Source organism: Hyphomonas sp. (assembly GCF_013823385.1).
Lineage (GTDB): Bacteria > Pseudomonadota > Alphaproteobacteria > Caulobacterales > Hyphomonadaceae > Hyphomonas.
The window spans coordinates 64547-77117 of the sequence record NZ_PNMA01000019.1; the positions used below are offsets into that span (position 1 = coordinate 64547).

At 63.2% G+C, this 12571-nt stretch carries 15 protein-coding genes; 9 read left to right on the top strand and 6 right to left on the bottom strand.

Features of this window, described 5'->3' with window-relative positions:
* Nucleotides 1-45: 45 nt before the first annotated feature.
* The 3 genes from C0456_RS12275 to C0456_RS12285 all read right to left on the bottom strand — a co-directional run bounded on the left by C0456_RS12275 (nt 46) and on the right by C0456_RS12285 (nt 1598).
* Entirely contained in the window at nt 46-570 is a 525-nt protein-coding gene (locus C0456_RS12275) for a 3'-5' exonuclease (protein ID WP_291052403.1), read from the bottom strand.
* A gap of 119 nt (nt 571-689) precedes the next feature.
* On the bottom strand, nt 690-1379 hold the full coding sequence (locus C0456_RS12280) for a hypothetical protein (protein WP_291052406.1): 690 nt from the start codon (nt 1377-1379) through the stop codon (nt 690-692).
* 63 nt (nt 1380-1442) lie between these two features.
* Complete coding sequence (locus C0456_RS12285) at nt 1443-1598, bottom strand: hypothetical protein (RefSeq protein WP_291052408.1); 156 nt, start codon at nt 1596-1598, stop codon at nt 1443-1445.
* Between the two features lie 255 nt (nt 1599-1853).
* On the opposite strand from C0456_RS12285, the gene C0456_RS12290 reads away from it, so the two are divergent.
* Both C0456_RS12290 and C0456_RS12295 read left to right on the top strand, forming a co-directional pair.
* A complete protein-coding gene (locus C0456_RS12290) occupies nt 1854-2156 on the top strand; it encodes a hypothetical protein (protein WP_291052410.1) in 303 nt (100 codons plus the stop codon).
* 31 nt (nt 2157-2187) lie between these two features.
* The gene (locus tag C0456_RS12295; RefSeq protein WP_291052413.1) at nt 2188-2892 is read left to right on the top strand and encodes an AAA family ATPase; all 705 of its coding nucleotides are present in this window, start codon (nt 2188-2190) and stop codon (nt 2890-2892) included.
* A gap of 26 nt (nt 2893-2918) precedes the next feature.
* Here the strand turns inward: C0456_RS12295 and C0456_RS12300 are convergent, their stop codons facing one another.
* A complete protein-coding gene (locus tag C0456_RS12300) occupies nt 2919-4151 on the bottom strand; it encodes an Mrp/NBP35 family ATP-binding protein (protein WP_291052416.1) in 1233 nt (410 codons plus the stop codon).
* Between the two features lie 178 nt (nt 4152-4329).
* Between C0456_RS12300 and hflK the strand changes: the two genes are divergently transcribed.
* The 7 genes from hflK (at nt 4330) to C0456_RS12335 (ending at nt 11202) form a co-directional block, all read left to right on the top strand.
* On the top strand, nt 4330-5487 hold the full coding sequence (hflK, locus tag C0456_RS12305) for an FtsH protease activity modulator HflK (RefSeq protein WP_291052418.1): 1158 nt from the start codon (nt 4330-4332) through the stop codon (nt 5485-5487).
* Nucleotides 5487-6383 (top strand): protease modulator HflC, encoded by an 897-nt coding sequence (locus tag C0456_RS12310; protein WP_291052421.1) that lies wholly within the window; start codon nt 5487-5489, stop codon nt 6381-6383. The genes hflK and C0456_RS12310 overlap by 1 nt, the downstream gene beginning before the upstream one ends.
* Before the next feature lie 18 nt (nt 6384-6401).
* Nucleotides 6402-6602 (top strand): DUF2065 domain-containing protein, encoded by a 201-nt coding sequence (locus C0456_RS12315; RefSeq protein ID WP_291052423.1) that lies wholly within the window; start codon nt 6402-6404, stop codon nt 6600-6602.
* A 113-nt stretch (nt 6603-6715) separates the two neighbouring features.
* The gene (locus tag C0456_RS12320; RefSeq protein ID WP_291052427.1) at nt 6716-8167 is read left to right on the top strand and encodes a Do family serine endopeptidase; all 1452 of its coding nucleotides are present in this window, start codon (nt 6716-6718) and stop codon (nt 8165-8167) included.
* Nucleotides 8168-8426: 259 nt separating this feature from the next.
* Complete coding sequence (locus C0456_RS12325; RefSeq protein ID WP_291052430.1) at nt 8427-9416, top strand: calcium/sodium antiporter; 990 nt, start codon at nt 8427-8429, stop codon at nt 9414-9416.
* Entirely contained in the window at nt 9413-10165 is a 753-nt protein-coding gene (locus C0456_RS12330; RefSeq protein WP_291052432.1) for an SDR family oxidoreductase, read from the top strand. The genes C0456_RS12325 and C0456_RS12330 overlap by 4 nt, the downstream gene beginning before the upstream one ends.
* 8 nt (nt 10166-10173) lie before the next feature.
* Nucleotides 10174-11202, top strand: coding sequence for a low specificity L-threonine aldolase (locus C0456_RS12335; RefSeq protein ID WP_291052437.1), 1029 nt, complete (start codon nt 10174-10176; stop codon nt 11200-11202).
* A gap of 74 nt (nt 11203-11276) precedes the next feature.
* Here C0456_RS12335 and C0456_RS12340 read toward each other — a convergent pair whose 3' ends face one another.
* Nucleotides 11277-12149 (bottom strand): hypothetical protein, encoded by an 873-nt coding sequence (locus C0456_RS12340; protein WP_291052439.1) that lies wholly within the window; start codon nt 12147-12149, stop codon nt 11277-11279.
* Nucleotides 12150-12323: 174 nt separating this feature from the next.
* Nucleotides 12324-12571, bottom strand: a 248-nt coding sequence (locus C0456_RS12345) for a hypothetical protein (protein ID WP_291052442.1), incomplete at its 5' end; no start/stop codon positions are given.

A 12571-nucleotide genomic window follows, 5' to 3' on the forward strand; every position in this document is an offset into this window, starting at 1 on the left:
CGTAACCCGCCATTCCGCCGCGCGCGAAAAAAACCGCCCGCAGCCTCACCCCCGCGCCCCGCTGATCGCCCGGATGCCTTCAAAGATGGAGAGCGTGGTCAGGCAATCGTCCAGCGCCCGGTGGGCGGCGGCCTGGTCCACGCCGAAATGCCGCGCCACGGTCGCCAGCTTGTAATCGGGCAGGCGCAGGTATCGCCGCGCCGCCTGCAGGGCGCAGACCACGGGATGGGCCTCAAACACCTCCGGCGCCGCCGCGCGCAGGAAGCTCATGTCAAACCCCGCATTATACGCCACAATCGGCAGCCCACGGATAAACCCGGCCAGTTCCGCCACCACTTGCGTGCCCTCCGGCGCCCCGTCCAGCATGCCGGCACTGATCCCGGTCAGCCGCGTGATGTGATGGGGAAGGGCCCCCTCACACCGCACAAAGCTCGAAAACCCCTCCCGCGCGCCCGTCGCCATATCCACGCGCAGCGCGCCCACCTCGATGATCTGGCAGGTGCGCGGGCTGAAGCCCGTCGTCTCAAGGTCCACCACCACAAACTGGTGAAGCTCATGCGGCGCGGTCACGGGCGGGCAGGCCTCCGGCAAAGCGGCGGCCCGGCGGCGCGCCAGATGAATGACGCGCTTTCCTTAAGGGGATTTTCCGGCAGGTCCAAGGGGGCAGGCAGGCTGCCCCCGGATACGGCTCAGGGCGCGATGCAGCGCGCGCCGGCCTGGCGATAGGGGCGGTTGCACTGCCATCCGTCACCGGATGAATTCAGATGGGCAAATTCCGGCAGCTCCACCTTCTCGCAGATATCCCCGCGCACCCGGTATCCCCGGTCGCAGGTCCAGCCGGTGCCAGATCCGCTGTTTGTCAGATAGGCGTTCGCCGGCAGGGCAATGGGGGCGCATTTGTCGCCAAGGGCGCGGTATCCCCGCTCACAGGCCCATCCGCTGCCATAGCTGGAACTCGTCAGATAGCCATTTTTGGGCACCTTGACCGGCGCGCAAAGATTGCCCGCCTGGATATAGCCCCGCTCGCACTGCCAGCGCGTGCCCGAACTGTCCAGGAAGGCATGCTCCGGCACGGGGATCAGCCCGCAGCCGCCCGCCTCCCGGCGATACCCGTAATGGCATTCCCATCCGCTGCCATAGCTGCCCCCGGAAAAATAGGCATTCTCGGGCAGGGTGATGGCGGCGCATTCCTGCCCGGTCTCGCGAAAGCCTGCGTCACAGGTCCAGCCGCTGCCATAGGCGCGGGCGCTGGAATTCTCCGGCGCGGGTGTGGCGGAAACGGGCATCTGCGCGGCGGCGGCGCCGGCCACCAGAACAAGGCTGCCCGCGGCGGCCAGCCTGCGCATCCAGCGGCGAAAGGCGGCAAGGGAATAGGTCATGAAAACTCTTTCCGCCCGGAAGCGGGCAGTGGAAAACAGGCCGCAAGGGCAAAAGGGAAGGGCTCAGCCCTTGGCAGGCAGAAGCGCGCTTCGGCTCCGCGCGCTGCCCGGCTGCGCCGAAAGGATCACGCGCGGCGGCGAAGGCGCCGCATATTTGCGCTTCACTTCAATGGCGGGAGCTTTGATTTGATGAAACATCAGCGGCGCATCCTTCTGCAAAGCAGAAAGAATGTCCTGCGCCTTCTATGTGGGCCGGCCGGCCTTCAATTGCAATGCTTTGAATAATTTATATTTTTAAGAAACAAATTCCGTATGGAAACAGGGCCGCTCCTTATCCTGATCCATGCTTCATCGCCGTCTTGCTTGCTGCCGCATGCTTTTGTCCGGGTAAACAGCTTGGGTGAAGGGGTGTGCCCCATCCGCCATCGGGGCATTTCAATTGTCAAAAAGGGCCGCTGCACCTATATTTAGCCCATGACCACAAAGACTATACCTGTCGCGAAACGCCCTGTGGACCCTGATATTCTTGGCGGATATACAGATGGTATGGGCATTCTGGTGGCCATGCAGAAGGCGGGCAAGAAGGCTGCAAAACGCGAAGCCACGCCTGCGCCCCGCAAGAATGACGTGAAGTCCCCCGCTGCGAGCGCGCTTCCTCAGCACGGGAAGAAGGAAGCCAAAGTTCCTGCCAAACCGCTTAAGCCTGCCCTGCGTAGCGCAAAGAAGCCGAGCCGCCCTGAGGAGATTTCGTCTCCGCGCGTCCGCAGGAAACCTTGATTTTTGAGTTGGCCGGGTGGGGCAGCCGACATTGACCGTAGTGGCTGGGCCGAATGGCTCTGGGAAAACGACCCTAAGCCTTGAGCTCCAGCTCATTCAGCCAGCAAATCATCTGAATGCAGACGATTTTGCAAGGCTGCGTCACCTGCAGACCGGGCAGGCGCTTGAAGATTGCGAACGCTGGGCATTTGCAGAGGTTCGCAGGCTTCAGGCCGGTTTCATCCAGGCTCAGAGAAGTCATTCCTACGAGACCGTGCTCTCGCACCCCGACCATGTTCGCCGGGCCCTGGAAGCCAAGCGGGCCGGGTTCCATACCCGGCTGATCTACATCTATCTCAGCAATCCGGATGAAAACGTTCGCCGCGTCGCGTCCCGGTTTCGGTCCGGAGGGCATAATGTGCCAGAAGACAAGATACGCGCGCGGTACGCGCGATCGCTGGGACTATTGCGATATGCCGTGGCATCTTTCGATTCGGCCCTAGTGATGACAAACGAAGGAAAGTCTCCGGACAAGGCTCTGGATCTGATTGCCTCCGGCGGGCTTGTGCAATGCCGGTCTACATTGAACAGGAGGATAGACGAGTATTCTGGGTCATCAGATCGCTGGGAAGATCACGGCTTGTTCGCCGGGCAATCTTCGGGGGGCTGGACCGAATACTGTGGCGACCGCTCCTTGCTCGCTCAGAGCAAAACAGAGCTCGTTCATCGTCGCGATGGAATGCTGGCTGGCTTTTAGAGGCCCCTTGAGACCACCCCAGACCTTCAATCCTCAAACACAATCTCCGGCGCCGGTTTCGTCACCAACTCGTCGAGCGCAATCGCCACGTTCCGGGCAAGCTTCAGGAAAATGTCCGCTGCCGGACCATTTGACAGCGCTGCCGGCGTGCCGGCGTCGCCTGCCTCGCGGATGGTCTGCAGCATGGGGATTTCCGCGAGCAGGGGCAGGCCGAGGGCCTGCGCCATCTTCGCCCCGCCGCCTTCGCCCATCAGGTAATGGCGGTTTCCGGCGGGGTCTTCAAACCAGCTCATCGTCTCGGCAATGCCGATCACGGGCACATGCGTCTTGGCAAACATCGCCGCACCCCGGCGCACATCGGCCAGGGCCACCTCCTGCGGCGTCGTCACGATCAGCGCGGCGGTCACCGGCACCTTCTGCGCAATGGCGAGCTGCGCGTCGCCCGTGCCCGGCGGGGTGTCGATGATCAAGAGGTCCAGCGGGTCTTCCTTGGTGCCCCATTCGGCATCATTCAGCAGCTGGGTGATTGCCGACATGACAATCGGCCCGCGCCAGATCATCGGCGCGTCAGGGTCAGAGAGGTAGCCGATCGACAGCGTCTTCATCCCGTGCGCCTCAACCGGGATCAGCTTCTTGGCGGGCGAGGTGGCCGGCTCGGCGGTCACCGTGCCCAGCATGGTGGGGATCGAGGGGCCGTAGATGTCTGCGTCCAGCAGGCCGACCTTCATGCCGGCCCTGGCCATCGCGGCAGCAAGGTTCACCGCGACGGTCGACTTGCCCACCCCGCCCTTGGCGCTGGCGACGACCAGGATGCGCGCGATGCCCGGAATGGGGCGCATGGGGGTGGCCGGGGGCGGGGCGCCCTGGGAGAGCGCTTCGTCGGAGAGGCGCGCGCCCTTGGTGACGCGGCGTGTCCCGGCGGGGGGCGAAGGTGTCAGCGGGATGTCCGGATTTGTCCGGATTTGTCCGGAAATGTCCTCTTTCTGGCGGGCAGATGTATGGGAATGTCCATGTCCGGGCGGCTTTTCGGCGGTGAGAACGGTGGTCACCTTTTCGATGCCGGAAATGCGCGCGGCGGCGTTCTCCGCCTCGATCCGGCGGGCCTCGGCGGCGGCGGTATCGCGGCTGTCCGCCCGGATCACCAGGATCGCCCGGCCCTCCTCGCCGACGGTCACAGACTCCAGCCACTCCGGCGCCCCCAGCGCATGGCGCACCGCCGCGGCCAGCTTCTCCCGGGACTTCTGCCTTGATCCAAACATTAAGACTTCCTCGGCTAAGAACGGGGCATAAATCGCGCAAACACGGGTTTGTGCGGGGTGAAGCAGGCGGCCCGGCAGCCCGGAATGCGGCATTTTTGCTGCGCCGGGAAGCCGATTTAGCGTGCAGAGTGTGGTAGAGCCTCTATATAGGCGGGAAACGCAGATTTCAGGAGGCTGAATGCCCTGGGACGACAAGACAAAAGGCTCTGGCCCTTGGGGCGGAGGCGGATCAGGTAATGGCAATGGGGGCGGAGAAGGTGGTTCTCCGTGGAACCGGCCCGGAAAACAGGATTCCGGCAAGGATAAGGACCAGCCGGATCTGGAAGAACAGATGCGCCGCATGCAGGAGCGCTTTCGCCAGCGCCGCAACGGTGGCGGCGGCGGACGCAAGGGCGGCGGCGGTGGTGGCACGGGCGGCGTCGGCCGCGGCGCCGGTCCGCTTGGCGTCATGGTCATCGTCGGCGTCGGTGTGCTCGCCTGGCTCTCCACCAGCGTTGTGGTTGTGGCGCCTGAACAGCAGGCCGCCGTGTTCCGCTTCGGCAAGTGGCAGGCCAATTACGGCCCCGGCCTTCATTTCCATCTGCCCGCGCCGCTGGAAAGCCACCGGCTGATCCAGGTGGAAACCCGCACGGAAACCCCGATCGGGCGCACGCAGGATCAGAGCCTGATGCTGACCCAGGACGAGAATATCGTGGACATCCACTTCTCGGTCATCTGGAAGATCGATACCCAGAACCCCGAGAACTACCTGCTTAACGTGCGCGATCCGGAAACGACGGTCGCCATGGTCGCCGAGTCGGTGATGCGCGAAGTTGTCGGCAAGACGCGGCTTCAGGCCATCATCACCACAGAGCGTGACCGTGTGCAGCAGCAGGTGGCCGAGCAGACCCAGGCGCTTCTGAACGAATACCGCGCCGGCGTGCAGGTGCTTCAGGTGCAGATCGGCAAGGCAGATCCGCCCCAGCCGGTCATCGAGGCGTTCAACGATGTGAACGTCGCCGAGCAGGATGCCGAAACCCTGACCAACCGGGCCACCCAGTTTGCCAACGAAGTGGTGCCCCAGGCCCGCGGTACGGCCTCGCGCCTGCAGCAGGAATCTGAAGCCTATCGCGATCAGATCGTGGCCGACGCAAATGGTGAAGCGGCCCGCTTCGACCAGATTTACGAAGAGTATCGCAAGGCGCCGCGTGTCACGCGCGAGCGTATGTATCTTGAAACCATGGAACGTGTGCTGGAGCGTTCGGACAAGCTGATCCTCGACCAGAATTCGGGCGCTGTGCCCTATCTGCCGCTGGATCGTGTCCGGACCCAGCAAAGCGGCGGAGGAGAACGCTGATGCGTGCTTTTGGTTGGCTCATCCTGATCCTGTCCATCATCGGACTGGTGGTGATCTCGAACGTCTTCTTCATTGTTGGCCAGGCGCAACAGGCCATCGTGCTTGAAGTTGGCCGCCCGGTGCGGATCATCAACGCGCCCGGCACCGATCAGGCCGGTCTGCACATGAAGATCCCCGTCTATCAGCAGGTCCAGGTTCTCGATAAGCGGAACCTCGGCCTTGATATCGAAGGCATCCAGGTGATCGCCTCCGACCAGCGCCGCCTGCAGGTGGATGCTTTCGTCCGCTGGCGGATCAACGACCCGCTGCGCTACTATCAGAGCTTCCGTACGGAAATGGGCGCAACCCAGCAGATCAACACGATCACGATTGCGGCCATCCGCGCCACGCTGGGTGATGTACCGGTGCCGGAGATCATTTCCGGCCAGCGCGCCGCGCTGATGAACAACATCCGCGAAAGCGTGAACGAGGAGCTGCAACGGGCCGGCGTCGACGTCATCGATGTGCGTATCCGCCAGGCCGACCTGCCGCAGGAAGTTGCCGAAGGCGTCTACAACCGCATGCGGACGGCCCGTCTGCAGGAAGCCCAGCGCATCCGTTCGGAAGGGGAGGAGCGGGCTCGCCTGATCCGCGCCCAGGCTGAACGCGAGAAGACGGTTATCGAAGCCCAGGCGCGTGAAGCGGCCGAGAAGATCCGCGGTGAAGGTGATGCCCGTGCCACGGAAATCTATGCCACGGCCTATAACAAGGACCCTGAATTCTTCCGTTTCCAACGGGCTCTGGTCGCTTGTGAAAAGGCCATCCAGCAGGGCACGCAGCTGGTCATCAGCCCCGGTTCGATGGGTATCTGCGATCAGTTCTTCGACAGCGCCCGGGCGGCGGGCGGGACGCGCTGATCAGGGGCGGGCGAGGCGATGAGCTGGATTACGCTCGCCCTCGCCGGCTTCGGCGTCTGGCTTCTGGTGGAAGGGGCGCTTTGCGCCATTGCCCCTGACTATATGCGCCGCATAGGTCAGCTTCTGTCCAACTTGCCGCCCCGCGATCTGGCGGTAGGCGGGCTGGTGGTGGCGGCGGTGGGCGTTGGCCTTCTGATGCTTGCAGTTCGCACAGCCTGAGCCTGTTGCAACTGGCGGCCAAAGCGCCATAGTCAACATTACAGAATAATTCGTGCGCGCCGGCATTTGCCGTGCGAGCCTCAGAAAAGACCGTGAAGGGAGTCATCTCCACCATGAACCGGACCGCCGTTGCGGTGATCGCCCTGATGGCACTCATGGCCCCCGCCACGTTCGCGCAGACAGCGGGCAGCCTGTCCCGTCCCGGCGCGCCGGTCGATGCCAAGACAGCGCCGCAAAGCTTCAGTGCGCTGTCCAAACGGCTCATGCCGGCGGTGGTGAACATCTCCACATCCCAGGTTGTCGCCAGCCGCCTGCCAACCTTTCCGGAAGGCTCGCCCGCCGAGCGTTTCAACGAATATTTCGGCCGCAATGATGACGGTTTCCAGCGCCAGGGCTCGCTCGGTTCGGGCTTTGTCATCAGCGCCGATGGCTACATCATCACGAACAATCACGTCATCGACAAGGCCGACACGATCGAGGTCACCTTCTCCGATGGCCGCACTCTGGACGCAAAGATCATCGGCCGCGACCGGGACACCGACATTGCGGTGCTCAAAGTCACCTCGCGCACGCCGCTGCCCTTCGTTGACCTCGGCGACAGCGACAAGGCCGAAGTGGGGGACTGGGTGATCGCCATCGGCAACCCGCTCGGCTTTGGCGGCTCTGTTTCGGCCGGTATCATCTCGGCGACGGGGCGCGACCTGAATACGGGGCGGTCTGACAATTTCATCCAGACCGATGCGGCCATCAACCAGGGCAATTCCGGCGGGCCGCTGTTCAATCTCGCCGGTCAGGTCGTGGGCGTGAACACCGCCATCATCTCCCAGTCGGGCGGCTCCATCGGCCTTGGCTTCTCGGTGCCGTCCAACACGGTGAAGCGCATCTCCGCGCAGCTCATCAAGGAAGGCCGGGTGCAGCGGCCCTGGCTCGGGGTGAATGTGCAGGATGCGGACGAGTCGCTGATCAGGGCGTATCGCGCAACCGGCAAGAGCGGCACCATCGTCACCCGTGTCACCGAGAACAGCCCGGCGGCCAAGGCGAAGCTGGAAGTGGGCGATCTCATCCTGTCGATTGATGGCCGCGCGGTGGCCGGTGTGCGCGACATGACGCGCCAGCTGTCCGAAAAGCCCATCGGCAAGGCGATCACCCTCAGCATCGTTCGCGGGGGGCGCCAGAGGGATGTTGCCGTCACGCTGGGCGAACTGCCGGATGAAGATGTGCCCGCCAGCACAGCGCCGTCCGAGGCGGTTGGCATGTCCAATGATCTGGGCGCCGATCTGGTTGCGCTGGATGATGATGTGCGCCGGCGGTTCGGCGCGCCGCGCGACATGACCGGGGTTGCGGTGACCGGTGTCAGCACCCGTGGCCGGGCGTACAACAAGCTGCGCCGGGGGGATGTCATCGTCGAGGTGAACTTCCAGTCGGTCGGCACGGTGCCCGATGTGCTCAAACGCCTGGAGGCTGCGATGAAGACGCCGAACCAGCCAATCCTGATCCGGGTGAAACGCCGGGGTGACACTGGCGGCTGGTTTGACCAGTTCGTGTCGATCGAAATCCGGAAATAGGGGAATTCCCCAGCGTTTGGGGCAGGTTTCGCCCATGACGCCGCGTCATGAACCTGTCAAACATTACGAAAAAGATGCCGAATTGGCTCGCCAAGTGCGACAACGCGCGCTAAGGACAGCGCAAATCGACCTTTTCACGGGCTGAGGCAGAGACATGATCCATCCTTCCCTGATCGCGATCGCCGCCATCGTAGTTGTGTTCGGCATCCTGAATCTCATAGAGTTCAAGCGCCTGGACTAATCTTCAAGGGAGCAGGCGGTGCCCGACCCCATCCTGCTCATTTCCCTTTTCGGCGGGCTGCTCCTCATGGCGCTTGCCGGAGACCTGCTTGTGCGGGGCGCTCTGGGACTTGGCCGCGCGATGGGCGTATCGCCGCTGGTTGCGGGCGTTTTCATTGTCGGATTTGGCACGTCGGCGCCGGAGATGTTCATCTCGGCCAATGCGGCGCTGAACGGCAATCCGGGCCTGGCCATCGGCAATATTGTCGGCTCCAATATCGCGAACATCCTCTTGGTGGCGGCGATCCCCGCGCTGATCTTTACCTATCGTACCGGCGGGGCCGGGCAGGGGCGCGCCCTGCTCATGCTGCTGCTGGCCACCGGCATCTGGATCGGGATGACGGCGATTATGCCGCTGGAGCCCCTGATGGGGCTCTGCTTCCTGCTCGTGCTGATCGGCTATACCGGCTATTCGATCTTTGCCGCCCGGCATGACGAGATCGCCGGCAAAACCTCCCATCATGCGGGCGCGGTGACGCTCAATCCTCCGGTTTGGCGGGCAATTCTCTATGTGCCTCTGGGCATTGCCGGCCTCGTCTATGCCTCCGGCATGATCATCACTGGTGGGGAGGGGGTGGCCCGGCATTTCGCGGTGCCGGAGGAGTGGATCGGGCTGACCATCCTGGCCCTGGGCACCTCGCTGCCGGAGATTGGCGCGGGGCTGGCGGCGGCGTTCCGGCGGCGCGGGGATGTGGTGGTGGGCAATATCCTCGGCTCCAACGTGTTCAACCTTCTGGGCGCGGGCGGGATCGTGGCCCTGCTGGGGCCGTTTGAAGTGGCTCCGATGTTCCAGCGCTATGACCATTGGGCGATGGGGATAGCGGCGGTCCTGTTCGCGGTGCTGATCTCGCTGCGTGTGAAGATGGGGCGGCTTCTGGGGCTGGTCCTGCTGATGATCTATGCGGCGTATATCTATGGCCTGGTGACGGGCACCAACATCATGGCGCTGGTGCAGATGGTGGGCGGATGACACCGAAGGGCGCGCTGGTGACGGGGGCGGGCGGACGCCTCGGCCGCGCCATGGCGCTGGCGCTGGGGACCGATGGCTGGGCCGTGGCGGTGCATTACCGGGGTTCTGCCGAGGGCGCCGAGGAGACCGCCGCGCTGATCCGGGCGGCCGGCGGGAAGGCTGAAATCATCGCCTGCGACCTGTCAGACGAGCGCCAGAGAGCGGACATTTTTGGACAAATCCGGACACTTCTGGACATGCCGGTGACACTTCTGGTCAATTCGGCGTCAACCTTTGCCGAAGACAGCGCGGCGGGCCACACCCGCGAAGACTGGGACCATCATTTCGAACCGAACCTGCGCGCGCCCGTGCATCTTGCCCAGCAACTCGCCACGCAGCTGCCCGAGGGCGAGCGGGGGCTGGTGGTGAACCTGATCGATCAGAAGGTGCTGAAGCTCAATCCGCTGTTCTTCACCTATACCCTGTCCAAGGCGGCGCTGTGGCAGGCGACGCAGACGCTGGCCCAGGGCCTGGCGCCGGCAGTTCGCGTCAACGCCATTGCGCCGGGGCCGACCCTGCAGAGCGTGCATCAGACCCCGGCCCAGTTTGCCGCCGAGAAGGCCGCGACGCTGACTGGGGAGGGCAGCTCTCCGGAAGAGATCGTCAAGGCGCTGCGCTATCTGGTGAGCGCCTCCAGCGTGACCGGGCAGATGATCGCCTGCGATGGCGGCCAGCACCTGATGTGGCAGACCCCCGACACCCAGATCTGAGAGGCGCGATGAACTTCTCCTCCGACACCGCCGCCCCGGCCCATCCTGCCGTGCTTGAAGCGATGATGCGGGCCAATGCGGGGCCGGCGCCCAGCTATGGCGCCGACAAGGTGACCGCGCGGGTTCGGGGGCAGCTGGCGCGGGTGTTCGAGACTGAGGATTTCGACTTCTGGATCACGCCTTCGGGCACGGCGGCCAATGCGCTGGCGCTCTCCTGTTTCTGCCCACCGATTGCCTCGGTAATCTGCCACAAGGAAGCGCATATCCAGATGGATGAGCGCGGGGCGGTGGAGTTCTTCACCGGGGGCGGGCGGCTGCACCTCTTGCCCGGCGCGGGCGGGAAGATCGACCATGCTGTGTATACAGAGTATCTGAACGAGTATGATCCGAGCTTTGTGCATGGCACGCCGCCGGCTGTGGTATCGCTGACCAACCTGACCGAATGCGGCACGGCCTATACACCCGCCGAGGTCGCGCGCTTTTCCGGGCGCGGCGGGCTGACGGTGCATATGGACGGGGCCCGGTTTGGCAACGCGCTGGTGCATACCGGGGCAAGCCCTGCCGAAATGAGCTGGAAGGCGGGCGTGGATGTGCTGACGCTCGGCCTGACGAAGACCGGGGCGCTGAACTGCGATATCGTGATCCTGTTCGGCGCGGCCAAGGCCAAGGGCAAGGAGCTGCGCGCGCGGGCCAAGCGCGCCGGGCATATGCCTGCCAAGATGCGCTTCCTGGCGGCGCAGGCCGAGGCGATGCTGGAGGGCGGGCTGTGGCTTGGCCTCGCGGCCCATGCCAATGCGATGGCGCAGAAGCTGGCGGCCGTGTTCCGCGAGGACGGGATCGAGCTTGCCTTTGATGTTCAGGGTAATGAGGTTTTTGCGCTGCTTGACCCCTACGACATCGACAAGCTGCAGGAAGACGGCGCGGCCTTCTATGCCGAATGGCCGGGCGGATCGAGCCGGTTTGTGTGTTCCTGGGCAACGACCGAGGCGGAGATTGAGAGCGTGCGGGAAATGCTCAGACGGCCGATGCGGAAGTAGGGCACGCGGGAATCGAGGTCGTGGGTATCGCTGCGCTATCAACGCGCACCCGCAAGGGGATTTTCAAGCTACCGCTAAGGCGTGTTGCTGTCGTTCATTTGATGACTATTGGCCGGGATGAGTTTTTGTTTCGTACAAGGCGCAAATACTTTCAACGCGTCAAACCCGATTGGTCGGCCCTGAACAGCAATCGCTTCTTCGGTGATTCGAGACGAGAGCATCGCACCAGAAGATGGTAGAAACGCGTAGAAAAACTGGGTCATGAGTTCTCGTCCGTATACGTTTTTATAGTATACTTCACCCCAGACCTCGAGACGGTTACCAAAGTCCACAGCCAGCTTTTGTCTAGGTGCGACCTCAACTCTATCGGTATCGTTTGGCGCTAAATTCTTGAGAAGCGAGTAATGGTCCACTTCCAAGTGAGGGGGGTATATAAACTCGTCGGTGTCTTCTACGATGCGGTGCGCGACCTTCACTTTGCATTGGTAGGCCGGTGATGCGCCATAGTTTTTGAACTGGATGCGTATATCGTGCACTAAATCCCGCTTATCGCGGTTAACCCGCAGATACAGAGCTATTCCTTCTTGCGCGTCCAGGTAGGCCTGACTTTGCTTTTCGCCGATATGGAGGACTGCTGAGTTGGCGGCTTCGGCAGCTTTAAGCAGGCCCCGTGTAACCACGAGGGTCCATGCTAAAAGTGCGAGGGTTCCGCTTGAGACAAAAAGCATGATGACGGAACTGATGGCCATCCACCGTTGAGATGTTTCATTGAACATCTCGTAGCGGTTCTGAGTGTATTCGGGGCCAATCCAGATGGGAGGCAGGACGTTCAGACAGACAAGGGCAATTAGCACGGCTCCGATTGCCGCCAAACAGACGGCTACGAGCCGCCAATTGATTGCAGGCATTGATGCAAATGGCGAGGGATCGGCTGCTTCATTATCCATTTGTCGGGCCCTTGGCATTTCTTGAAAGAGGATTGTGCAGGAGTCGCGGAAAAGTTGAAGGCTATTCGGAAAGTTTAAGCGAGCGGAGGGCGCCCCCACCCCAGCCCTCCCCCGCGGGCGGGGGAGGGGGCAGGTTGTGTTTTGGGGAGAGGGGTATGCGCAGGGAGGGTGCCGTCAGGGTGTCAGGGCCTTGCCGAGCCAGACCTGCAGGGTGCTGATGACTTTGCCGGAGTCGATGGGGGCGGAGGTGGCGCCGCCGAGGAGTTCCTGATGGAGGCTCATCACGAGCAGCGGCGAGAGGGCGGCGAGGGCTGCGGCGCGCAGCGCTGTTTCGTCCTGCGGGGCGCCGGGGGTGGCGCGGAGCTTGTCGGAGACGGCGCCGAGCGCCGGCTCAAGCACCTTTTCGAGATAGGCCTGGCCGA

Excerpts from the sequence above, each read along its gene's own strand:
- C0456_RS12280 (WP_291052406.1), bottom strand. The coding sequence starts at position 1,379 with ATGACCTATTCCCTTGCCGCCTTTCGCCGCTGGATGCGCAGGCTGGCC.
- C0456_RS12290 (WP_291052410.1), top strand. The coding sequence starts at position 1,854 with ATGACCACAAAGACTATACCTGTCGCGAAACGCCCTGTGGACCCTGAT.
- C0456_RS12300 (WP_291052416.1), bottom strand. The coding sequence starts at position 4,151 with ATGTTTGGATCAAGGCAGAAGTCCCGGGAGAAGCTGGCCGCGGCGGTG.
- hflK (WP_291052418.1), top strand. The coding sequence starts at position 4,330 with ATGCCCTGGGACGACAAGACAAAAGGCTCTGGCCCTTGGGGCGGAGGC.
- C0456_RS12310 (WP_291052421.1), top strand. The coding sequence starts at position 5,487 with ATGCGTGCTTTTGGTTGGCTCATCCTGATCCTGTCCATCATCGGACTG.
- C0456_RS12315 (WP_291052423.1), top strand. The coding sequence starts at position 6,402 with ATGAGCTGGATTACGCTCGCCCTCGCCGGCTTCGGCGTCTGGCTTCTG.
- C0456_RS12320 (WP_291052427.1), top strand. The coding sequence starts at position 6,716 with ATGAACCGGACCGCCGTTGCGGTGATCGCCCTGATGGCACTCATGGCC.
- C0456_RS12330 (WP_291052432.1), top strand. The coding sequence starts at position 9,413 with ATGACACCGAAGGGCGCGCTGGTGACGGGGGCGGGCGGACGCCTCGGC.
- C0456_RS12335 (WP_291052437.1), top strand. The coding sequence starts at position 10,174 with ATGAACTTCTCCTCCGACACCGCCGCCCCGGCCCATCCTGCCGTGCTT.
- C0456_RS12340 (WP_291052439.1), bottom strand. The coding sequence starts at position 12,149 with ATGGATAATGAAGCAGCCGATCCCTCGCCATTTGCATCAATGCCTGCA.